The sequence below is a fragment of the Stenotrophomonas sp. genome (assembly GCF_050737075.1).
GTDB lineage: Bacteria > Pseudomonadota > Gammaproteobacteria > Xanthomonadales > Xanthomonadaceae > Stenotrophomonas.
The window spans coordinates 68825-89599 of sequence record NZ_JBOHXV010000003.1 but is presented as its reverse complement, the minus strand read 5'-3'; the positions used below and the strand labels follow the sequence as shown (position 1 = coordinate 89599).

The 20775-nt window shown below is 68.4% G+C and carries 25 protein-coding genes; 12 read left to right on the top strand and 13 right to left on the bottom strand.

The window, feature by feature from the left end; all coding sequences use genetic code 11:
• Nucleotides 1-16: 16 nt before the first annotated feature.
• The 3 genes from ACREPD_RS01500 to ACREPD_RS01490 form a co-directional block, all read right to left on the bottom strand.
• Nucleotides 17-421, bottom strand: coding sequence for a hypothetical protein (locus ACREPD_RS01500; protein ID WP_431597635.1), 405 nt, complete (start codon nucleotides 419-421; stop codon nucleotides 17-19).
• A 147-nt stretch (nucleotides 422-568) separates the two neighbouring features.
• Nucleotides 569-910 (bottom strand): hypothetical protein, encoded by a 342-nt coding sequence (locus ACREPD_RS01495; RefSeq protein WP_282246914.1) that lies wholly within the window; start codon nucleotides 908-910, stop codon nucleotides 569-571.
• A 124-nt stretch (nucleotides 911-1034) separates the two neighbouring features.
• A complete protein-coding gene (locus ACREPD_RS01490; RefSeq protein WP_431597634.1) occupies nucleotides 1035-2210 on the bottom strand; it encodes a thiolase family protein in 1176 nt (391 codons plus the stop codon).
• Between the two features lie 276 nt (nucleotides 2211-2486).
• On the opposite strand from ACREPD_RS01490, the gene ACREPD_RS01485 reads away from it, so the two are divergent.
• On the top strand, nucleotides 2487-5372 hold the full coding sequence (locus ACREPD_RS01485; RefSeq protein WP_431597633.1) for a S8 family serine peptidase: 2886 nt from the start codon (nucleotides 2487-2489) through the stop codon (nucleotides 5370-5372).
• An 83-nt stretch (nucleotides 5373-5455) separates the two neighbouring features.
• On the opposite strand, the gene ACREPD_RS01480 is transcribed toward ACREPD_RS01485, so the two are convergent.
• Complete coding sequence (locus ACREPD_RS01480) at nucleotides 5456-6553, bottom strand: Glu/Leu/Phe/Val dehydrogenase dimerization domain-containing protein (RefSeq protein ID WP_431597632.1); 1098 nt, start codon at nucleotides 6551-6553, stop codon at nucleotides 5456-5458.
• 337 nt (nucleotides 6554-6890) lie between these two features.
• Between ACREPD_RS01480 and ACREPD_RS01475 the strand changes: the two genes are divergently transcribed.
• Complete coding sequence (locus tag ACREPD_RS01475; protein ID WP_431597631.1) at nucleotides 6891-7967, top strand: HDOD domain-containing protein; 1077 nt, start codon at nucleotides 6891-6893, stop codon at nucleotides 7965-7967.
• A 6-nt stretch (nucleotides 7968-7973) separates the two neighbouring features.
• Here the strand turns inward: ACREPD_RS01475 and ACREPD_RS01470 are convergent, their stop codons facing one another.
• Nucleotides 7974-9557 (bottom strand): phospholipase D family protein, encoded by a 1584-nt coding sequence (locus ACREPD_RS01470; protein ID WP_431597630.1) that lies wholly within the window; start codon nucleotides 9555-9557, stop codon nucleotides 7974-7976.
• Nucleotides 9558-9586: 29 nt separating this feature from the next.
• Nucleotides 9587-10297: an rRNA pseudouridine synthase gene (locus tag ACREPD_RS01465; RefSeq protein WP_431597629.1), complete on the bottom strand. Its 711-nt coding sequence runs from the start codon at nucleotides 10295-10297 to the stop codon at nucleotides 9587-9589.
• Nucleotides 10298-10404: 107 nt separating this feature from the next.
• Between ACREPD_RS01465 and ACREPD_RS01460 the strand changes: the two genes are divergently transcribed.
• Both ACREPD_RS01460 and ACREPD_RS01455 read left to right on the top strand, forming a co-directional pair.
• Nucleotides 10405-11124 (top strand): AzlC family ABC transporter permease, encoded by a 720-nt coding sequence (locus ACREPD_RS01460; protein WP_431597628.1) that lies wholly within the window; start codon nucleotides 10405-10407, stop codon nucleotides 11122-11124.
• Nucleotides 11121-11432, top strand: a complete 312-nt coding sequence (locus ACREPD_RS01455) for an AzlD domain-containing protein (RefSeq protein ID WP_431597627.1) — start codon at nucleotides 11121-11123, stop codon at nucleotides 11430-11432. Before ACREPD_RS01460 ends, ACREPD_RS01455 begins: the two co-directional genes overlap by 4 nt.
• Nucleotides 11433-11435: 3 nt before the next feature.
• Here the strand turns inward: ACREPD_RS01455 and ACREPD_RS01450 are convergent, their stop codons facing one another.
• Nucleotides 11436-11933 (bottom strand): YgjP-like metallopeptidase domain-containing protein, encoded by a 498-nt coding sequence (locus ACREPD_RS01450; protein WP_431597626.1) that lies wholly within the window; start codon nucleotides 11931-11933, stop codon nucleotides 11436-11438.
• A 72-nt stretch (nucleotides 11934-12005) separates the two neighbouring features.
• Here ACREPD_RS01450 and ACREPD_RS01445 point away from each other — a divergent pair, with 72 nt between their 5' ends.
• Nucleotides 12006-12566 carry a DUF2058 domain-containing protein gene (locus tag ACREPD_RS01445; protein WP_431597625.1) on the top strand — a complete coding sequence of 187 codons (561 nt, stop codon included), beginning with the start codon at nucleotides 12006-12008 and terminating at the stop codon, nucleotides 12564-12566.
• A 109-nt stretch (nucleotides 12567-12675) separates the two neighbouring features.
• Nucleotides 12676-12942: a DksA/TraR family C4-type zinc finger protein gene (locus ACREPD_RS01440; RefSeq protein WP_431597624.1), complete on the top strand. Its 267-nt coding sequence runs from the start codon at nucleotides 12676-12678 to the stop codon at nucleotides 12940-12942.
• Nucleotides 12943-12947: 5 nt separating this feature from the next.
• On the opposite strand, the gene ACREPD_RS01435 is transcribed toward ACREPD_RS01440, so the two are convergent.
• Both ACREPD_RS01435 and ACREPD_RS01430 read right to left on the bottom strand, forming a co-directional pair.
• Nucleotides 12948-13529 (bottom strand): mechanosensitive ion channel domain-containing protein, encoded by a 582-nt coding sequence (locus tag ACREPD_RS01435; RefSeq protein ID WP_431597623.1) that lies wholly within the window; start codon nucleotides 13527-13529, stop codon nucleotides 12948-12950.
• Nucleotides 13530-13587: 58 nt separating this feature from the next.
• Complete coding sequence (locus ACREPD_RS01430) at nucleotides 13588-13773, bottom strand: hypothetical protein (protein ID WP_431597622.1); 186 nt, start codon at nucleotides 13771-13773, stop codon at nucleotides 13588-13590.
• A gap of 125 nt (nucleotides 13774-13898) precedes the next feature.
• Between ACREPD_RS01430 and ACREPD_RS01425 the strand changes: the two genes are divergently transcribed.
• Genes ACREPD_RS01425 through ACREPD_RS01415 form a run of 3 tightly spaced genes read left to right on the top strand, consistent with a single transcriptional unit; the run spans nucleotide 13899 to nucleotide 15879 of the window.
• Complete coding sequence (locus ACREPD_RS01425) at nucleotides 13899-14483, top strand: RNA polymerase sigma factor (RefSeq protein ID WP_431597621.1); 585 nt, start codon at nucleotides 13899-13901, stop codon at nucleotides 14481-14483.
• Nucleotides 14480-14983: a hypothetical protein gene (locus ACREPD_RS01420; RefSeq protein ID WP_431597620.1), complete on the top strand. Its 504-nt coding sequence runs from the start codon at nucleotides 14480-14482 to the stop codon at nucleotides 14981-14983. The genes ACREPD_RS01425 and ACREPD_RS01420 overlap by 4 nt, the downstream gene beginning before the upstream one ends.
• An 11-nt stretch (nucleotides 14984-14994) precedes the next feature.
• Entirely contained in the window at nucleotides 14995-15879 is an 885-nt protein-coding gene (locus tag ACREPD_RS01415; RefSeq protein ID WP_431597619.1) for a DUF4097 family beta strand repeat-containing protein, read from the top strand.
• A gap of 46 nt (nucleotides 15880-15925) precedes the next feature.
• On the opposite strand, the gene ACREPD_RS01410 is transcribed toward ACREPD_RS01415, so the two are convergent.
• From ACREPD_RS01410 to ACREPD_RS01400, 3 genes are all read right to left on the bottom strand, one after another.
• Nucleotides 15926-16105, bottom strand: a complete 180-nt coding sequence (locus ACREPD_RS01410; protein WP_431597618.1) for a hypothetical protein — start codon at nucleotides 16103-16105, stop codon at nucleotides 15926-15928.
• 11 nt (nucleotides 16106-16116) lie between these two features.
• Nucleotides 16117-16416, bottom strand: a complete 300-nt coding sequence (locus ACREPD_RS01405; protein ID WP_431597636.1) for a YkgJ family cysteine cluster protein — start codon at nucleotides 16414-16416, stop codon at nucleotides 16117-16119.
• Between the two features lie 256 nt (nucleotides 16417-16672).
• On the bottom strand, nucleotides 16673-18028 hold the full coding sequence (locus ACREPD_RS01400) for an Hsp70 family protein (RefSeq protein WP_431597617.1): 1356 nt from the start codon (nucleotides 18026-18028) through the stop codon (nucleotides 16673-16675).
• A gap of 117 nt (nucleotides 18029-18145) precedes the next feature.
• Here ACREPD_RS01400 and ACREPD_RS01395 point away from each other — a divergent pair, with 117 nt between their 5' ends.
• Nucleotides 18146-18481, top strand: a complete 336-nt coding sequence (locus ACREPD_RS01395) for a zinc ribbon domain-containing protein YjdM (protein WP_431597616.1) — start codon at nucleotides 18146-18148, stop codon at nucleotides 18479-18481.
• 43 nt (nucleotides 18482-18524) lie between these two features.
• Here the strand turns inward: ACREPD_RS01395 and ACREPD_RS01390 are convergent, their stop codons facing one another.
• Nucleotides 18525-19682, bottom strand: a complete 1158-nt coding sequence (locus tag ACREPD_RS01390) for a tetratricopeptide repeat protein (RefSeq protein WP_431597615.1) — start codon at nucleotides 19680-19682, stop codon at nucleotides 18525-18527.
• Nucleotides 19683-19918: 236 nt separating this feature from the next.
• Between ACREPD_RS01390 and ACREPD_RS01385 the strand changes: the two genes are divergently transcribed.
• Nucleotides 19919-20527, top strand: a complete 609-nt coding sequence (locus tag ACREPD_RS01385) for an HD domain-containing protein (RefSeq protein WP_431597614.1) — start codon at nucleotides 19919-19921, stop codon at nucleotides 20525-20527.
• A gap of 46 nt (nucleotides 20528-20573) precedes the next feature.
• The gene (locus tag ACREPD_RS01380) at nucleotides 20574-20765 is read left to right on the top strand and encodes an oxidoreductase-like domain-containing protein (RefSeq protein ID WP_431597613.1); all 192 of its coding nucleotides are present in this window, start codon (nucleotides 20574-20576) and stop codon (nucleotides 20763-20765) included.
• Nucleotides 20766-20775: the final 10 nt, after the last annotated feature.

Sequence of the window (20775 nt, the reverse complement as noted above, 5' to 3'; positions counted from 1 at the left end):
GCCCCACTGCGTGGTATCAGTGCTTGGCCGCGTCGGCGTTCTGCTTGGCATCATTGGCGACTTCGCGAGCCTTGTCGGCCACCTTTTCCGCTGCATTGGCGGTCGCGTCGCTGGCATGGGCGGCCGCGTCACGCGCCGCGACCTTCGCATCGGCAGCGGCAGCGGCGCTGGCATCGGCAGCCCGGTCCAGCGCCGGCTGTACGTCGGCGGCAGCGCGCTCGGAGGCAGCAGCAGCTTCATCGGCGGCGTTGCGGGTAGATGCCGCCGCTTGGTCGACCGCCTCACGCGCGGCCGCACCGGTGCTGTCGGCGGCCTGCGCGGCATCGGCACGCGCCTTCTCGGCTTCCGGACCCTTGCAGGCGGCCAGCGCCAGCAGCAGCGAAGCGGCCATCAATGCGGGCGTGATCGAACGAATCTTCATGGCGCTCTCCAAGGTTTGGGATAGGTCTGACAGCCTATTCACCCATCCGTGAAGGCGCGGTAGGTACCCGCTTGCTAAACGTTCGCCCAAAGAAAAAGCCGCTGGCGAACCAGCGGCTTCTTCAGACTTGCTTGAAGAAAGAAGTTATTACTTCTTGGCTTCTTCAGCAGCGTCCTTGGCCTGCTCGGCGGTGGCTTCACCGGCCTTGGCAGCGTCGGCAGCAGCGCCGGCAGCAGCGTCGGTGGCAGCGCCAGCAGCCTGGGCAGCGGCGTCAGCCGAAGCGTCAGCAGCGGTGGTGGCGGTGTCGGCGGCAGCCTGGGCAGCGTCGGCGGTCTGGGCGCCAGCAGCAGCGGCCTGGTCGGCAGCGACCTGGGCGTCGGCAGCAGCTTCGTTGGCCGAAGCAGCGGCGTCAGCAGCCTGTTCCTGCTTCGAGCAGGCGGTCAGAGCCAGGCCCAGGGCCATTGCGATCAGCAGCTTGTTGATGCTCATTTGTGTGAATCCTCGTCGTTAGATTAGGCAACGCGCTATTGCGCGCCCGGCAACATGATGACAAGCCACGATTGGCTGTCAAGCGATCGCGCATTCAGTTTTGAGAAATGCGCGTTAAATCCAATCAAATCAATTCGATGGCAATGGCCGTCGCTTCCCCGCCGCCAATGCACAGCGTGGCAATTCCGCGCTTTGCATCACGCTTGCGCAAGGCATTGACCAAGGTCACCACCAGACGCGCGCCCGAGGCACCGATCGGGTGGCCCAGTGCGCAGGCACCACCGTTCACGTTCACCTTGTCATGCGGGATGCCCAGTTCGCGGATGGGGGCCATGGCCACCACCGCGAAGGCTTCGTTGATTTCGAACAGGTCCACCTGGTCCAGGCTCCAGCCGGTCTTCTCCAGCAGCTTGCCGATGGCGCCGATCGGCGCGGTGGTGAACCATTCCGGTTCCTGCGAATGGGTGGCATGGGCCACGATCCGGGCCAGCGGCTGCAGGCCACGGGCGGCGGCGTCCTCCTCCGACAGCAGCACCACGGCGGCAGCGCCGTCGGAGATGCTCGACGAGCTGGCCGCGGTGACCGTGCCGTCCGTCTTGAAGGCCGGGCGCAGGGTCGGGATCTTGGCGATGTCCGAACGGCCGGGCTGTTCGTCCTGGCTGTACTCAACCTCGCCCTTGCGGCCGGCGACCTTCACCGCGACGATCTCGTCGTCGAACGCACCGGCGGCCTGTGCGGCCTGCGCACGGCGCACCGATTCGATCGCGAACGCATCCTGCTCCTCGCGGGTGACCTGGTACTTGTCCACGGTGCATTCGGCGAATTCACCCATGGCTTTGCCGTCGTAGGCATTGACCAGACCATCGTGGGCCATGTGGTCCACCGCCTGGAAGTTGCCGAAGCGGTTGCCGGTACGCGAATTGGGCAGCATGTGCGGCGCGTTGGTCATGGACTCCATGCCCCCGGCCACCACGATGCGGGCCGAGCCGGCCTTGATCAGGTCGTGGCCCAGCATGATGGCCTTCATGCCCGAGCCGCACACCTTGTTCAGCGTGGTGGCGCCGGTCGAATAGGGAATCCCCGCAGCGACCGCGGCCTGGCGGGCCGGGGCCTGGCCCAGGTTGGCCGACAACACGCAGCCCATGATCACTTCGGAAACGTCGGCCGCCGGCACGCCGGACTGCTCCAGGGCGGCGGCGATCGCGGTGGCGCCCAGGGTAGGGGTGGGCACGCCGGTGAACTGGCCGAGGAACGAGCCGATGGCGGTGCGCTTGGCGGCGGCGATGACAATGTTGGACATGGCAATCTCGTTGTTGCGTGAGCGGATTCGGGACCCGCGCCTCAGGATGATGGCGCGATTCCCGTCAGACTGCGGGGGAATACCAGTATAGAGGGTCCCGGTTTACCACCGGTGTCCAGCAGGGGGCGAACGAAACCTCTCCCGGCGATGGAAAGCTTTCAGATTTCCAGTCAGACTCCGCCGGTAGCCCGGAGGAGCGGGTCAACGATCACCACGGGTGTCCTCGGGGTAGGCAGGATGCCAGGCGTGGTTCCATAAACGTTTGGGGGAACAGGGATGAAGCAGGTCGAACTGAGCAGGACGGTGCTGGCAGCTGCGCTTGCACTGGCGTTGAGTGCGTGTGGCGGTGGCAGCAGTGGGGGCAATGTCCGCGTCGACGGTCCGGGCGGGGGTACGCCGGTGACCACCCCCGGCCCGACCAATCCCCCGGTCACGCCGCCGACGACGCCGCCCCCGACCGGGGCAAAGCCACAGCAGCCGGCGATCGATGCCCACCTGTCGATCACCAACGCGGGCGACCGCCAGGGGCTGACCGGCGCAGGCGTGGTCATCGGTATCGTGGACTCGGGTGTCAACCGCTCCCACCCCACGCTGTCCGGGCGTGTGGTGCAGCGTTACAGCTACGTTGACCCCGCCACGAACAACCTCAACGTCGATGATGTCGTCGGCCATGGCACCACCGTCGCGTCGCTCGCGGCGGGCAGCGCGTCCGGCAGCTGGCCGGGCGGCGTGGCCCCCGGCGCGCAGATCGTCTCGGCCCGCATCATTGCCGACAAGGCGCCGGTGGATGACGGGACGGGGCAGGGCAATGCCGTGGAAGGCGCGCTGGGCCTGGCCGGCGTGCATGCCGACCTGATCGCCAGCGGCGTCAAGGTGATGAACAATTCGTGGGGCGGTCTGTATTGGAACAACGCCAGCACCACGGACGCGATTGCCGCCGAATACGCCCCGTTCGTGTTCCGGCACGGGGGCCTGGTGGTGTTCGCCACCGGCAACGAGGGCAAGGCCAACCCGTCCGACATGGCGGCGCTGCCGAGCCAGCCTGCGCCTGCGGGCAGCACGTTGGCACGCGAGCTGGCGGAAGGCTGGCTCGCGGTTACCGCGGTCAATGCCAGCAAGCCGAATGAACTGGCGTCCTACGCAAACGCGTGCGGCGTGGCGGCCGACTACTGCCTCGCCGCGCCCGGCGAAGCGGTGTTCATCGACCCCGAAAACAAGGGCGCGGCCAACCCGAAGTATCTGTGGGGCGCGGGCACCTCCTACGCGGCACCGCTGGTCTCCGGCGCGGCTGCGCTGGTGTGGCAGAAGTACCCCTATTTCAAGAACTACGACGTGCAGCGCGTCCTGCTGGGCACCGCCACCGATCTCGGCGAGTCGGGCGTGGACCCCGTGTTCGGGCACGGCCTGCTGAACATTGCCAAGGCGCTCAATGGTCCGGCGACCACGGACTTCGGAACGCTGACCGTCTCCGTGCCGACCAGTGTGGGAACCAGCGTGTGGAGCAATGACATCAGCGGTGGCGGCAGCCGCGGGCTGTACAAGGACGGCGACGGCATCCTGGCGCTCGCTGGCAAGAATACCTTCACCGGCTCGGTGGATGTCGTCCGCGGAACACTGGCACTTCGCGATGGTGCGACGCTCACCGCGCCGGTCACAATCACGCCGTACGACATCAGCTACCCCTTGCCTGCGCTGCAGTTCGGCGCGGGCACCACGAGGATCACCAGCAACGTCGAGAACAATGGGCGCGTGGCGCTGGTGACCGCCAACACCACGGCGGTCATCGACGGCAATTACCTGCAGCGTGCCACTGCCGAGTTCATCACCGCACTGGGTGCATCGCCGTTGCAGGTGACGGGCACGGCCACGCTACAGGGGGGCACCCTGGTCGTGGAGCAGGCCGTGGCCGGCTATGTACCGATCGACAACCAGGTGCAGCCCATCATCCAAGCCGCACAAGGCCTGACCGGTCGGTTCGGGGCAGCGCGCCGCGGCGGCACGGTGTCCCTGCTGGACGCGTCCTTCGTGTACGACGCGAACAGCGCGTCGCTCAACATCCGTCGCGCCAATGTCACCGCGACGGCCACCACGGCCGGTCTGGGCACGATCGCCACGGCGTCTGCCGGGCGCGTGGAGGAGGCGTTTGTCCAGCTCGACCAGGGCTACGGCAGTGGCCCCGGCTTTATCGACGCGGCGGGCGACCTGCAGCGCGTCGAAGGCGCATCGGCGCTGCAGGCCAGCCTGGAGAGCCTCTCCGGCAAGGCCCACGGTCTGGCCACGGCGATGACCTTCGATACGCTCGACATGAATCGGCGAGCCCTGTCGTCGCGTTTCGACGACGTGTCTGCCGCGCCGCGTCTTCGCGGCGCCTGGCATGGCGCGCTGGGTGAGGCCGGGCAGGGCAGCTTCGCCGGCACCGGGTTCCAGACCCAGGGCTGGATGCTGGGTCAGGACATGGCGCTGGGCAGCAACGGCGTGATGGGCTTCGCCTTCGGCGAGACCCGCACCAGCAGCGGCCGCGAATGGTCGGGCGACAATGGCCGCGACCGCCAGTCGCAGGCACAGCTGTATGCCGGGTGGAATCATGGCGGCGCGTATGCGTTGACCCAGTTCGGCGCCGGCCAGTTCACCCGCGAGCTCGACAGGCAGCTGCTGTTGGGGGCCGGGCAGTACGGCGTGAGCTCGCGCTATGGCGGCACCTTCAGCACGGCCAGCGTGGAGTCCGGCTACCGGTTCGGTGGCGCGGTCGCCTCGCTCACCCCGTACCTGGGCGCGGATTACGCCCGCGTGGACAACGACCGCTTCAGCGAAAGCGGTGGCTTTGGCTTCGGCCTGCGTGCAGAGCGCAACACCGCCAGCCGCAGCCAGGCGCTGGCCGGCCTGCGCGCCGAAACCCAGGGGCGCACCTGGTCGGTGCGCGGGTACGCCGAATGGCAGCAGATGTTGTCCAGCAACGGGGCCGCTTTTGACGCCAGCTTCGTCGGCGTGGACGCGTGGGCGCCGTTGGCGGGCCTGCAGCCGACGCGTTCGGGCGGGCTGTTCGGGGTCTCGGTGGCGGCGATGCTCAGCCGCAACGCGCAGATGTCGTTCGGCTATGACCAGCGCTTCGGCCCGCGTGGCGACCTGAGCCAGGTGGCCCTGCGCTACTCGGCCGCGTTCTGATCAGGCGGCGGCAACGGCCGCCGAGGCAATGAAAAAGGGCGCGATCTGATCGCGCCCTTTTTCGTTCTGCTCCGGGCCGGCGATCAGCCGCCGCGCAGCGTGCCCAGTCGCGGTCGTGCGCGGCCCAGCGGCATCTTCAACTTGCCGATGGACTGGATGCGCGTTTCGGCGATCTGGTCGGCCGCGCGTTGCGGCGCAATGCCTTCCTGCTGCGAAAGCGCGAAGATGCGGCCGAGGTTGTGGTAGATGCTGCGGATCAGGCGCATGGCGCGTTCGCGGTTGTAGCCGTCGATCTCCAGCGACACATTCATCACGCCGCCGGCGTTGACCGCGTAGTCGGGCGCGTACAGGATGCCGCGCGCATGCAGCTCGTCGCCGACTTCCAGGCTCGACAGCTGGTTGTTGGCGGTGCCGCAGACGATCTTGCACTTCAACCGTGCCAGGGTCTGCGGGTTGATCGCGTTTTCGAACGCGCACGGCGCGAACACGTCGGCATTCACGTCGTAGATCTCGTCCGGCTTGACCGCTTCGGCGCCGTATTCGGTGACCGCGCGGTCAACCAGCGCGCTGTCCAGGTCGGTCACGAACAGTTTGGCGCCGCGGTCGCGCAGCAGCTTCACCAGTTCCATGCCGATGTGGCCCAGGCCCTGCACGGCGATGCTGGTCTTGCCGACTTCTTCGTGGCCCAGCTTGTGCTGCAGCGCGGCCATCAGCGCCTGCAGCGCGCCGTAGGCGGTGAACGGCGCCGGGTCGCCGGAGCCGCCGTGGACCTGGTGCACGCCGGTCACGTACTCGCTTTCCAGGTAGATGTTTTCCATGTCATTGACGTCGGTGCCCACGTCCTCGGCGGTGATGTAGCGCCCGCCCAGGGAATCGACATAGCGCCCAAAGGCGCGGAACAGCACCTCGGTCTTGTCCTTGCGGGGGTCGCCGATGATCACCGCCTTGCCGCCGCCCACGTTCAGGCCCGCCAGGGCGTTCTTGTACGTCATGGTGCGGCTCAGTCGCAGTGCGTCGGCCAGCGCGTCGTCGGTGCTGGCGTAGGGGCGCATGCGCACGCCGCCCAGGGCCGGGCCCAGGGTGGTGTTGTGGATGGCGATGATCGCCCTCAAGCCGGCGTCGCGGCTGTGGCAGAACACCACTTGTTCGTGACCGGTAGATTCGAGGGTTTCAAATAACATGGTGACTCCGATGGTGCGAACGGTGGCCAACGCCGGCGAACGTACCAGCAAAAAGAAGGGTGCAAAACAAAAAAAGCGACGTCGTCTGATCGGAGGGACGGGTCGCGCGGCGCCATTCTAGTGCATTCCGCCGGACGGTGTTGTCAGCGCGCCGGGGCCGTCACCTACCCCTGCGAGGGGGTGTCGCTAAAGTTGCGCGGAACCGGGCCGATGCCGTGGCAACGGTGCGCGGTACCGGTATGGCCAGGATGGATCACGTGGGTGCAGGGGCGACAATGCGGATGCGGTGCGGCGCCAGCAGGGGCGCGAGCTGATGCTGGCTGTGCTGGTGGGGGTAATGGCCCTCTTGGCGGCCGCCGTGGGGGCCTGGTGGCTGCAGGGCCGCCGGGCAGCGGCGCCGGAGCGGGAGCGTGCTGCGGCCAGGTCCGGCGAGCGCCAGGTGCCGCCCGCGGCGATTCCCGGCGTGCCTGATGGCGACGCCGGTCAGATCCTGCAGGCGGGCTTCCACGCGCTTGCGTTGGTGCCGCGCAGCGGCGGCGCGTGCCCTGCGGTGGTCTCCCAGGACGCGCCGCTGGAAGCGGCGGTCGCCGCCGCGCTGGAGGCACGGGACTGGTCGGCCAGGCATCTGCCGCGCCGGCCGCAGTTGTTGCCGCAGCTGATCCAGACCGTGAATGACAGCGATGCGTCTGCCCGCAGCATGGCGGCCATCATCGGCCAGGACGCGGTGCTGACCGGCAACCTGCTGCGCATCGCCAACAGCCCCATCTACCGCCTGCAGGCCAAACCGGTGGACAGCCTGCAGCGGGCGGTGACCCTGGTGGGGACCGAGGGCATCCGCCAGATCATCAGCGCGGTGCTGGTGCAGCCGGTGATGCAGCTGCATTGCGAGGCGTTCCCGCAGTTCGGCACGGTGATCTGGGAGCACGCCCTGCTTGCCTCGCGCGCCGCCGCCGACCACGCCCGCATGGTGACCCACGAGGATGCCTTCGCGGCGCAATGGATGGGGCTGACCCAGGGCCTCGGGGCGGCGCTGGTCATGCGCCACCTGCTGGACGCGGCGCATGACCAGGCCACCACGCCCTCGCAGGCGGTGGCCAGCCAGCTGCTGGATGCCTGGACGCTGCCGGTGGCCAGCCGGATCGCGGCCGCGTGGGAGCTGCCGCCGTCGGTGCACGAGGCCTTGTTGCGCGATGCCGAGGCGTCCGGGGGCGGCCTGGCGGCCAGCCTGCGGTTTGCCCGTGCGGCGGCCTCGGCCAGCCTGCTGTGCCGGCACGGGCGCATCAGCCAGGCCCAGGCGCTGGCCCTGCTGGAGCAGCGGCAGGGCACGCCTGCGCATGCGCTGCAGTGGATCTGGCGCCGGCTGCATGGGCGGTCGGTGGAGACGCTGGATGCGGAGGAGATGGTGGAGGGGTGAGGGGGGTTAAAGCTGCGATTCCAAGGGAAGCCAGCTGATCGCGCGTGCGCTGGCACGTTGCCGCCATGACGTGTCCGGTTCGCGGTCGAGCAGCTGTGGCGGCTGTTCGGCACGATCCAGCCAGCGCACCTCGTCATCCGCGTCCAGCGTCAGCCAGTAGCTCTGCTTCGGATCAGCCAGGCGCAGGTATTCCCCGCGCAGCTGGGCGGCAAGTTCGCGATCGTCGAACAGCACGCCCATCTCGGTGTTGAGGTAGGCCGAGCGCGGGTCCAGGTTGAACGAGCCCACGAAGCCGCGCTGGTCGTCGATCATGAACGCCTTGGTGTGCAGGCTGGCGCCGCTGCTGCCGAACAGGCCGCCACTGCCGCCGCCTTCATGCCGGCGCGACCGCAGCTCGTACAGGTGCACGCCATCGCGCAGCAGCGGGGCGCGGTAACGCATGTAGCCGCTGTGCACCGCCGCCACGTCATTGGCCGCCAGCGAATTGGTCACCACGCCGACGTACGCCCCGCGCTTCACCATCGCGCCCATTCCACGCGTGCCTTCTTCGCCGGGCACGAAGTATGGCGAGATCAGCAACGCCTTGTGCTCGGTCGCCTCCAGCTGGCGCACCAGCCGCGTGACCAGCCAGGTGGCCTTGTCGTCGCGGCGGTGCTTCATCGCCGGGTCGGACACGATCTCCACCCCGGGTGACCAGTGCAGATCGACGGCATTGCGGTAGAACGAGCGTGCCGACGCCGAGCGTTCCACCCGCTGCAGATAGGGCTGGGCCGCAGCCAGTTTGGCCTCGTGCGCCGATTCCAGCATCAACAGCCGCAGCTGCGCAGGCGTATGGAAGGCGAGGGCGCCGACCGGCACCGCAGCCTCGCTGTTCCAGTATTCGTCGAAGATCGTATTGGCCTGCGTCACCGCCTTGCCCGCCACGATCAGATCCAGGTCGCGGAAGTTCACATCGCTGCGCGCGCTGAAGTATTCCTCGCCGATGTTGCGCCCACCGACGATCGCCACCCGGCCATCGGCGATCCAGGACTTGTTGTGCATGCGGTGGTTGACGCTGAAGAACCGCTGCACCATCTCCACCACCCGCCACAGTCCGTCGCGGTTGCGGAACGGGTTGTACAGGCGGATCTCGATGTTGGGATGCTCATCGAGCGCCATCATCAACGCGTCCTTGTCCTGCGCGTTCATGTCGTCCAGCAGCAGGCGCACCCGCACGCCGCGTTCGGCCGCCTGGTACAGCTCCTGCGCCATCAGGTGGCCGATCAGGTCGTCTTTCCAGATGTAGTACTGCAGGTCCAGGCTGCGCGCCGCGTGGCGGGTGATGACCGCGCGGGCGGCATAGGCATCCAGGCCCTCGGACAGGAACGCCACCCCGGACTGGTCCGGATGCTCGGCCTGCAGCCGCACCAGTTCGCGGTCGATCACGCTCTGCGCCGGCTGCAGCGGCAGCACGCTGCTGCTCGGCCCCATCGCCTTCGGCGTGAGGTGGTCGCCCAGCAGCAGGCCGCTGAGCACGAGCAGGATGAGCAGCGCCAGCACAACGCACAGTCCACGCAGGCATCGGCGCCACAACGGCTTCTTGTCGGTCATGCCCTGATCCTAAGCGGGCCGCGCGAAAATCAGAAACGCTCGTCCGGCGCCAGGTAACGCCACTGGCCCGGTGCCAGCTTGCCCATCGCCACCCGGCCGATGCGCAGGCGGCGTACGCTGACCACCTCCAGCCCAACCTGGCGGCACATGTCGCGCAGTTGGCCCGGGGCTACCGGCTTGATCGCGAAGCGCAGGCGCGTTTCGTTCTGCCAGCTCACCTTGCACGGCGGCAACGGCCAGTTGCGGAAGCTCAGGCCGTGGGCGAGCCGCTTCATGCCGTAGGGCACCAGTTCGCCGCTGACTTCGACCAGGTATTCCTGCTCCAGCGTCGCGCCGCGATCCTTCAGGTGGGTAATCACGCGGCCGTCCTGGCTGACCACGACCAGCCCGCTGTCTTCGTCGGCCAGCGGCATCACCAGCTGCAACGCATGGAAATGACGCTGCAGCAGTGCCACGCCGGTGGCGTCCAGTTCGCTGCGGCTGTCCGGCGTGACCAGCGCGGTCAGTTCGTCGGCACGCATGCCGGTCGGCTTGTGCAGCAGCATGCTTACCGTTTCGGCGCGTGTCGCCTCGGCGTTGTCGCGCAGCACGACCACTTCGTCGGTGACCATCGTCTGCGGCTGTTCCACGACCTGGCCGTTGACGGTGACCCAGCCGCCTTCGATGTAACGCTGTGCGTCGCCCCGGGAGCAGCCGATGAGGCTGGTCAGGCGTTTGTCGAGTCGGATCGGATCATTCATGAGGCAGGCAACACAAAGCGGGACGCGGGCGGGGAGTGTACTGGCTCGGCGCCGGCACTGCGCGCCGGGTCACTGCGGCGGCGGGCCGGGACTGGCATCATCGCCACATGAACTGGCATGCCTCCCCCGCCGTGAAAGTCGGCCTTTCCATTGCCGTGGCCACCGGCCTGTACGGCATTTCCTTCGGTGCCCTGGCTGTTGCGGCCGGGTTGAGCCCGTGGCAGGCGCAGGCCCTGAGCCTGTTGATGTTCACCGGTGGCTCGCAGTTCGCGTTCATCGGCGTGATTGCCGGCGGCGGCGCCGGTTCGGCCGCCTTTACCGCTGCCACCCTGCTGGGCGTGCGCAACGCGGTGTACGGCATGCAGATGAACCGAATGCTGGGTTTGCGCGGCTGGCGGCGCGCGCTGGGCGCCCAGGTCACCATCGACGAGTCGGCCGCCACCGCCTCCAGCCAGACCGTGCCGCTGGAGCAGCGCCGCGGCTTCTGGACGGCCGGCATCGGCGTGTTCCTGCTCTGGAACCTGTTCACCGCCGTGGGCGCGATGGCCGGCGATGCGCTGGGCGACCCGCGCCAGTGGGGGCTGGATGGCGCTGCGGTGGCGGCGTTCCTGGCGCTGCTGTGGCCGCGGCTGCGCCAGCGCGACGCGGTGGCCATCGCCATCGTGGCCGCATTGGTCACCGTGCTCACGCTGCCGTGGGTACCGCCGGGCGTGCCGATCCTGCTGGCCGCCGCAGTGGCCGCGTTGTGGGGCGCCTTCGTGCCCGGTCCGCGTGATGAAGGCCTGGAGCCGGATGTGGAACCGCGTTCGACGCAGGAGCGCACATGAGCGTGTGGGGATGGTTGCTGCTGGGCTGCGCGGCGGCGTATGCGATCAAGCTGGCCGGTTGGCTGGTCCCGGCGCGCTGGTTGGAATCACCGCGCATGACCCGTGTGGCCGGCACGCTGACGATCGGGTTGCTGGCCTCGCTGACCGCCATGAATGCGGTGGCGGCCGGCGCGTCGGTGGCGCTGGATGCGCGCCTGGGGGCGCTGGCGGTGGCCGCCGTGGCGCTGCTGCTGCGTGCGCCGTTCCTGCTGGTGGTGGTGCTGGGGGCGGTGGCCGCCGCCCTGCTGCGCTGGGCCGGTATCGGCTGAGGGTCAGCCGCCGGCCCGTTCGAGGTGGGTCAGGTACAGGCGCAGGTCGAATTCCAACTGGTGGTAGTCCGCTTCCATGTGCGTGCACAGCTGGTAGAACGCCTTGTTGTGGTCCGATTCCTTCAGGTGCGCCAGTTCATGCACCACGATCATCTTCAGGAACGGCGCGGGCGCCTCGCGGAATACGCTGGCGATGCGGATCTCCCGGCTCGCCTTGAGCCGGCTCCCCTGCACCCGCGACACCGTGGTATGCGTGCCCAGCGCGTGCTTGAGCACCTGCAGGCGGCTGTCGTAGATCACCTTCGACAGCGGCACCGACTGGCGCAGGTAGCGCTCCTTCAGCGCCTGGGTGTAGTCGTACAGCTGGCGGTCGTTGCGCACCGTGTGCAGCTCGGCATAGCGGCGTTCCAGCCACGGGCCCAGGCGGTCGGCCGCGATCAGCTCGCGCACCTGCTGCTGCAGGGCGTCGGGGTAGCCGGCGAGGTACTTCAGGGCGGTCATGCGGCGGTTGGGGAGCGGCGGTGAGGGCAGTATGATGGCCCCCGGAATCCCGTACCAACAGATGCAAAGGCAATGGCGAAGGCAAATCCCCTGCAGGAACAGCTGCTCAAGGCCGGGCTGGTCAAGAAGTCCCAGGTCTCGCAGGCCGCGCGCGAGCAGGTGAAGGCCCGCCATGGCAAGGCCCCGGCCGCCCCCACCGACAGCCAGCGCGAGACCGAGCGCCTGCGCGTGGAGAAGGCCGAGCGCGACCGCGCGCTGGAAGCCGAACGCAAGGAAAAGAACCGCCTGCAGGAGCTGCAGGCGCAGGTGCGCCAGATCGTCGAGAGCAACCGGGTCAAGCGCGAAGGCGAAAGCGAATACCGCTTCAACGACGGCACCGTGATCCGCACGATGCTGGTCAACGAGGCCCTGCGCCGCCAGCTGGCCGTGGGCAGCCTGGTCATCGTGCGCCTGGGCGAGGGCTTCGAGCTGGTGCCCCGGCCTGCGGCCGAGAAGATCCGCGAGCGGGATGCGACCGCCATCGTGCTCGACAACGGCAAGGATCGCGCGCCTGCCGCCGAACCCAGCACCGGCAACCCGGACGACGATGCCTACTACGCCCAGTTCCAGGTGCCCGACGACCTGATCTGGTGATGCGGGGCTGAAGGGTTCAGCCCATGGCACGCGTGTTCAGCCGACCGTAAACCGGTGCCGACCGGACGGTTCTATGCTGGCCGTCCGGCAACGGCATGGGAGACACCGCATGGCGACAGGATGGGCAGGCGACGGCGCCGTCCAGGACCAGATCGACGCAACCGTCGACGAGGCCATCCAGCGTGCGCGCGCGCAGCTGCGCCAAGGTCCGGGGCTGACCCACTGCGAGGAATGCGAGGCGCCGATACCCGAGGCGCGCCGCCGTGCCGTGCCCGGCGTGCGTCTGTGCGTGCGCTGCCAGGAGGCCGAAGACGCCGCGCAACAGGATGCCGGTACGTTCAACCGGCGAGGCAGCAAGGACAGTCAGCTTCGCTGACTGCGTCAACCATCGCCCTGGATCCCGCCCGGCGCCTGCGACGGATCGCGCCAGCGGCGCACCGTGCGCTGGAAGAACATGTTGTTCGGAATCTGCAGCACGGTGCCTTCGTGGCCGCCGCCGTTTTCCTGCAGGGTGGTGTAGATCAGGTTGACGTCGATGACGCGCCCCTTCAGCCCCGGCTTCTCACCATTCTCCAGGATCTCGATGTAATCGTGCAGGCGGAACGGGCGGGTGGTGAAGATCAGCAGCGTGCAGAAGATGTTGGACAGCACGCTCCACGCCGCGAAGAACGCCACCGCACCCACCGCGGCGAAACCGGTGAACGCGGTCCACAACACGCTGGCCTGCACGCCGATGATCTGCAGCACCACCAGCAGCACGGTGAAATAGACCACGAAGGTAAATACGCGGCGCGCGCCCATCACCATTTCCGGCGGCAGCGTGTAGTGCTCGCCGACGCGGCGCAGCAGCCGCCGCGCGATCAGGCGCACGAGCCACGCCACCAGCAGGGTGATCAGAATCTTCACGGCAGGGGCGCCGTACTGCAGCCACTCGTGGGTCCAGACGGGCAGGTGGTCTTTCATGCGTGGCGTGGTTCCTTGCAGCGGTAATGCCGGGGGAACCGCATTTTAGCGCGCTGGATCAGGGCAGGCCGTGGGGCTGTTCGAGCGCGGCCATCAGCTGGGAAACGCAGAGGGGGGCGTGCTGCTGGTACTGCATGCACAGGTCCGGCCGCGGCGGCAGCGATACCCGCAGCGTCACCGGGCTCCACGGCACGGTGCAGGCGCTGGCCAGCGAGAGCAGCAGCGCAAGACAACTGGGCGACATGGGAACTCCTGGGGCGGCGCCGTGCGGGGGACACAGGATTGGATGCCGCCACTGCCGAAAAGGTTTATACCGGGAACGTGTCAATCGCTTTAAACCTTTTGGGCCCCCCGCCGCATCCAAGGGATATGCTCGACACGACCATGCCCGCCAGCCGCGCCGCCACCGACGCCGACCACGCCGACGACCCCAGCCTGGTCCGGGCCGCGGTAGCCGGTGACACCGCCGCGTACGAACGCATCTACCGGCGGCATTCGCCCCGCGTGTATGCGGTGCTGTGGCGGCTCTGCGGCGGGCACGCCGCGCGTGCCGAAGACGCGCTGCAGGAAACCTTCCTGCAGGCCTGGCGCGCGCTGCCGGGGTTCCGTTTCGACAGCAGCCTGGGCACCTGGCTGCACCGGCTGGGCGTCAATGCGGCACTGATGGAGCTGCGCGGCAGTGCCACCCGCGAGGCCAGCGAGGCCGGCGACGATGGCTGGGAACTGCTGGCCGCCGTGCCGTCGGTAGACCGCTGCGCCGGCACCACGCTGGACCTGGAACGGGCGCTGGAAACCCTGCCGCCGCGTGCCCGCGCCGTGCTGGTGCTGCATGACATCGAAGGCTGGAAACACCATGAAATCGCCGAGCAGCTGCAGATGGCGGTCGGCAGTTCCAAGGCACAGTTGCATCGCGCACGCGGCTTGCTGCGTGCGCGTCTGGGAGAACCCGCATGAATACCCACGATCACGATCACGATACCGACCTGCAGGCGCGCCTGCGCGCATTGCCCACCGAGCGGGTGCCGCCGGCGCACGCCTGGCAGCAGATTGCCGCGCAGCTGCCCGCGCGGCAGGCCGAGCGCCCGACGATGCTGCCCACCCGGCGAGCGCGGCGTTGGCCGTTGCGCGTGGGGCTTGGCCTGGCCGCCGCACTGGCGGTGCTGATGGTGGTGCCCACCCCGACGCCGCCGACGCCGCGTCCGTCGCCGCTGCAGCGGCAGGCCGACGCCATCGCCGCCGAGTACCAGCAGGCGATGGCCACGCTGCCGGCGGCGCAGATCGGTGCCGACTGGCAACCGGCGCTGCACGAACTCGATTCCAGCGCCACCTACATCCGTGCCGCGATCGCCGAGAACCCGCGCTCGCGCTATCTGCTCAACCAGTTGCAGCGCACCTATGCACTGCGCCTTGAACTTACCCAGCAGGCAGTGATTGCCGCTGGCCTGCCATCCTGAAGGAGAGTCCCATGCATACCCCATTGCGTCTGATCGTTGCCCTGGGCCTGCTGCTGCCACTGGCGGCGCGGGCTGACACCCGCGTCGACGAGCGCCATCCGCTGGCCGCGGGCGGGCGGGTTGAAATCAGCAACATTGCCGGCAAGGTCAGCGTGCGCGGCTGGGACCGCAACGAAGTGGCGTTGAGCGGCAGCATGGCCGACGGCCTGCGCCTGCAGCAGGACAAGAGCACCAACCGGGTGCGCTGGGAAGTGATCTATCCGCGCAACGGCAACAACGGCGGTGCCACGCTGGAACTGCGCGTGCCGCGTTCGGTGGAGGTGCAGCTGGGCACGGTCAGCGCCGACATCGACGTGGCCGATGTCGACCTGCGTCGGCTGCAGGCCAACGCGGTCAGTGGTGATATCGCCGCAGCCGGACGCAGTGCGGAGACCGCGCTGACCACGGTCAGCGGCAGCATCCGTTCGCAGGTGAGTACCCAGCGCATGGCGCTGCGCGCGGTCAGCGGTTCCATCCAGGCGGGCGGGGGGATTGCCGGCGAAGTGGCGGCGGAGACGGTCTCGGGCAGCATCCGCCTGGATGCCGCGCAGGTGCAGCGGCTTGCCGCGGAAGCGGTGTCGGGCAGCCTGACGGTGGGCGCAACGGGGCTGGCGCCGGGCGGCAAGGTGACGTTGCAGACGGTGAGCGGTTCCATCGCGCTGAAGCTGCCGGCCAAAGTATCGGCGCAGTTGGCGGTGAAGACCTTCAGTGGCGACATCCAGTCGGATGCGGGCCAGGTGGAGCGGCCGCGCTACGGTCCGGGCCGCAGCCTGGATACGCGGCTGGGCGGAGGCGACGGCGATATTTCGATCAACGCCCATTCGGGCAATGTGCGGGTCTCGCTGGGCGGCCGCTGAGTGCGGCCCCCGCACCGGCCTGGGGCCGGTGCGGACGGCTGCGGCGTCAGCCGGCCCTTTTCAGCGCCAGGGTGTTGCCCAGAACTTCGATCTTGCCGCCGCTTTTGCGGAACAAGGCCAGATCGGCGGCAATGCTGGCACTGCTGAGTGCAGTGTTGGAGCCCTGCTTGCGGTCAACGCGAACGGTGTTGGCTGCCTTGGGGGAGGTCTTTGGCTTACCGGCCATGGATGCTCCTGTCATGGGTGTAACGTGGAAAAGATCGTCGACGCATCGTGCTGTTGTCGACGGTAGTCGTGCCGCACAAGGCGGCAGTCATCGCCGCCCATCGCAAATTGGCGGCAGATCGCGGGACGCTGCGAGTAGATCGTGCAGCGCAGATGGTAGGGGTCGATCGCGGCGCACCAACCTTCCTCATTGCGGGCCATGACGGTCCGCCCCATTTCGTCGGTATCCAGCAGATGGCCGGGAACCGCGTCATCGGGCATCACCGTCACCGAGAGCCGACAGCACACCGCGTCGCAGCGACGGCAGTCGATGGGGTCCGGCTCGGCAGGTGAGGCAGGGGCTGGTGAAGCCAGGCGTTCGCCCAATCGAATCTCTCTTGACAGCGATAGACGACCCCGGCGCCCCGGACGGATCCAGCAGGCGGCAGCATCGACGAGGAGGGTGGCCTGTACTAGGCCCGGAGCGACACGCGCATTGCGCATCGAAGCCGAAAGATGATAGCGCTTTCGGCGTAACGTTTTGTTAATGCGAGGGTTTCACGGCTGGAAACCCTTGCGCCGCAAGGGTTTAGCCTGCCGCTGCCCAGGCCAGGCCGTGCACCACCCCGAACGAGGGGTTGCCGCGCACCAGCGTCGAAGCGGGGAAAGCGGCGCCTACGGCCGCCTGCAGGTAGCCTGCACGCGACATGCCGCCGGTGAGGAAGATCGCCGCCGGGTCATGCCCGATATCCGCGCGCACCTGCTCCAGCAGCGCGGTGAGTTCGGCCAGGTAGCCGCCTGCGGCGGTCTGCAGGCGTGGGCTGTCGATCCGCACGCCGAGGTCGCGCTCGATGAAGCCCAGCGCACTGTCGTGCTGTTCATCGCTGCTCAATGCAATCTTGCAGCGCTCGACCTCACGGTACAGCCGCGCGGTGTTGCCGGTGTCCTGCAGTGCCTGCAGGCGCTTGCCCCACGGCGCTTCCGCGTCGCGGTAGTTGTGCTGGCGGAAGTCGCGCTGGCGGGTCATGTCCTGCACCATCGCCGCTTCCACGTAGTGGTGTGCCGGTACCCGGCTTTGGCCGCGGCCGAACAGCGGCATGTAGCCGCCCAGGCTCAGGGCCAGGTCGATATCGGTACCGCCACGGGCGATACCCCATGCGCGGTGGATCTTCGGCGCCTGCGCGCCACCCACCCGCGCATGCGCCACATCGGTGGTACCACCGCCGATATCGACCACCACCGCGTCGTGTTCCTGCGCACTTTCGGCGTGGTAATGCATCGCCGCGGCGGCCGGCTCTTCAAGAAAATCCACGCTGTCGAAACCGGCCGCGATCGCGGCGGTGTGCAGGATATCCAGCGCCTGGTCGTTGCCTGCCGCGCCGATCGAGCTGCGGAACTGCACCGGGCGACCCAGCGTGGCGGTACGCACCGGCGTTTCCAGCTGGCGCGATGCGGTCAGCCGGATGTGCTCCAGGATGTGGGTGGCGATGCCGGTGATGGTCTGGCGCGCGCGCGGATGCAGGTTGTAGCCCAGCATCGACTTCGGGCTCTGCACCAGGTTGCCCTCGTTCTCCTCGAAGTAGGCCTCCAGCGCCTCGTCACCGTAGACCGCGTTCTGCAGCAGCTTGGTGGAGCTGAGCGGGGCCTTCATCTGTTCTTCCATCCACTGCCGGCGCACCACCCGCAGCGCCTCGCGGCGCAGCGCGTCGGGCGCGCGTTCCTGCCCGGCCGCGCGTGCATCGCGTGCCGCCGCGTCCACCAGGCGCGCCAGCTCGCGCTCCAGCGCGGGGGTCAGTTCGAAGTCGTTGGGGTCGCGCATCACTTCGGGGAAGTACACCGTGGTGCGGAACTGTTCGGCCTCGCCGAACCGGATCGGCACGACCCGGCCGTCCACCACGGCGGCGGCGGCGGAGTTGCTGGTGCCAAAGTCGATGCCGATTTTCATGCGGGGCCGGGCCGAGGGTCAGGGGGCGCGCACTTTGCGGCAAGCGGACCGCCGGTGCAAGGCCCGAACGGGCCGGGCGGTTACAATATCCGCTGTTCCGACCCTGAAGGCTTCACCATGTCCGCCGTTCCTGCCTGTCCGCAATGCTCCCTGGAAAACACCTATGCCGATGGCGCGCTGTGGATCTGCGCCGATTGTGGCCATGAGTGGGCGGCCGGCGATACGGCGGGCCAGGCGCAGGTCGTACGGGACAGCAACGGCAACACGCTGGTCAGTGGCGATACCGTCACCGTGATCAAGGACCTGAAGGTCAAGGGCTCTTCGATCCCACTCAAGCAGGGCACGGTGATCCGCAACATCCGCCTGGTCGAGGACGATGCCGAGCACATCGAGGGCAATTCCGACAAGATCAAAGGCCTGGTCCTGAAGACCTGCTTCTTGAAGAAGGCGTAGGTAACGACCGCTGGTCGTTGCACCTGCCGGCGGCACGCCGGGCTCAATTGGTCGCTGACCGTTGGCGCCACTTCTGCAGCGTGTCCAGCTTGGCCTGGTAGGTTGCCCGCAGCACATCGGCATCCTCGCCGGCCAGGTCGCGTGCGCGCAGCATCTCCGCCGACGCGCGGCGGGTGTCGCCGGCCAGGAAGTAGGCCCGCGCCAGGCCGAAGTGGAACTGGTGCGCGGTGCTGTAAAGCCGCACCGCGCGCTGGTAGTACTGGATGGCCTGGGCGTAGTCGTGGCGCTGCTCGGCCTCATTGCCGAAACGGAACTGCGCGAACGGGTCGGCCTTCTGCACCTGCTCCAGCCGCTTCGCCAGCTGCGTCGCGCGGCGCTCGTCGCCCAGCCGGCGGTACAGCGCGCTGGCGTTGGTCAGCGACGCCGCGTGCCGTGGCTGCACCTGCAGCGCCTGTTCGTAATCCTGCCGTGCCTGCTCCAGATGCCCTTCGCGGGTATCGAGCACGCCCAGGTTGTTCCATCCCGCCGGGAAAGCCGGGGCCATCGCCAGCGCGGCATCCAGGTACGCGCGCGCCTGCACGGCATTCCCGTCGGCCATGTGTTCGGCGCCGCGGTTGTTGTAGAAGTGCGCCAGCGCGCGCGCATCGCTGATCGGCCGCGGCCCGTAACGGTCGTACAGCACGTCGCGGTCCAGGTCGACCACGGCAGTGCGCCCGTCCAGCGTCAGGCCCACATTGACGTGACCGACGTTGTAGATCACGCCTTCATCCTGGTGCCAGGTAACCACCTGGGCCACCTCCTGCACGCGCGCATCGATGTCCGCCGCGCGCGCCAGGGCGACGAACATCAAGGTGAATGACAGGCAGTTGGCGCGGTGGGTCTGCCACGTTTCGGTCAGCGTATGGGTGGCGTAGGGGTCGTACTCCAGATGCATGGCATCCTCATCGAAGATCAGGTGCACCAATCGCGCCACCCGCTGTTCGCGCGACCCCACCGGGGCGATCACCCGCGCCTGCAGCATCGCCCGCAGGTCCGGCGGAATGGCCAGGATCTGTTCGGGGGAGGGCACCGGCTCGATGCGCTGCGGGGCCGCCGGGGCGGGCATGGGGATCGCGGCCGGGGCGGTGACGGAGGGGGGCGCGGCGAAGCCCGGTGCGGTGCCCAGCAGGGCCAGCAGGGCTAGGGATTTCCAGCCAGACATCACACGCACCTCGCTGGGTAGGCGGATCGTTCGCGATTCGAGTCTAGGCCCAATAGCGGTGACCGGCACGCCGCTTATCGGCGTATGCGGCCATCCACAGCGGGTGTGGACCAGCGCGGGGCAAACCTGTGGGTAACCCGGGCCAGCGCCCGCCGCGCGGCACTTTGGCGGCCGTGGTGAAAAAATCACCGGTGACAGGCTTGCCAGCGCTGCCCGCGCCGGCCAATCATGCCGACATGTCCTTCGAACCGCTCTCCCTGCCGGCGGCCATGCAGGCCGACCTGGAAGCCGCCTATGCCATGCCGCCGCGGGCATACCACGGCTATCCGCATGTACGCGCGGTGCTGCAGCACTGCCAGACCGTGGCCGAGGGTCCCGGCTGGCGCCGCCCGCGCGAAGTCCAGCTGGCCGCGCTGTACCACGATGCCATCTACGACGCCGGGCGCAGCGACAACGAGGCGCGCTCGGCGGCGCTGGCGCGTGCGCAGATCGAACGCTGGTTGCCCGGCGCGGGGGTGGACGTGGCGCAGGTGGAGGCCTTGATCCTGCTGACCGCCCGTCACGGCACGCTGGCTGCAGCCGACCTCGACGGCGACCCGGACGCCGCCCTGTTCCTGGATTGCGACATGGCGATCCTGGGGGCGCCGGCCGAGGTGTTCGATGCCTACGACCGCGGCATCGCCGAGGAATACGCCGGGCACGTGCCGGGCTTCCTGTTCCGGCTCAACCGCCGGCGCTTCCTCAAGCACCTGTTGCGCAGCCCGCGGATCTTCCTCAGCGATTTCTTCCACGCGCGGCTGGATGCCGCCGCGCGCGCCAACCTGCGGCGCCGCCTCGGGCTGTGAGAGCGGTCGATTACACTGCACGTGCTGATTCCTTCCCGCCGCGCCCATGCCCGTTCCCTTCCTGCCCACCGCTCCCGATACCGATCCGCGCCCGCAGCCGCCGGAAGAACCCGGCCCCAACGAGTGCTGTGGCAGTGGCTGCCCGCTCTGCGTGCTGGACCTGTACAGCGATGAGCTGCAGCGTTACCGCGCGGCGCTGGCAGCGTGGCGGTTGCGCCATCCCGACGCTGAACCCTGAGGGACGCGGA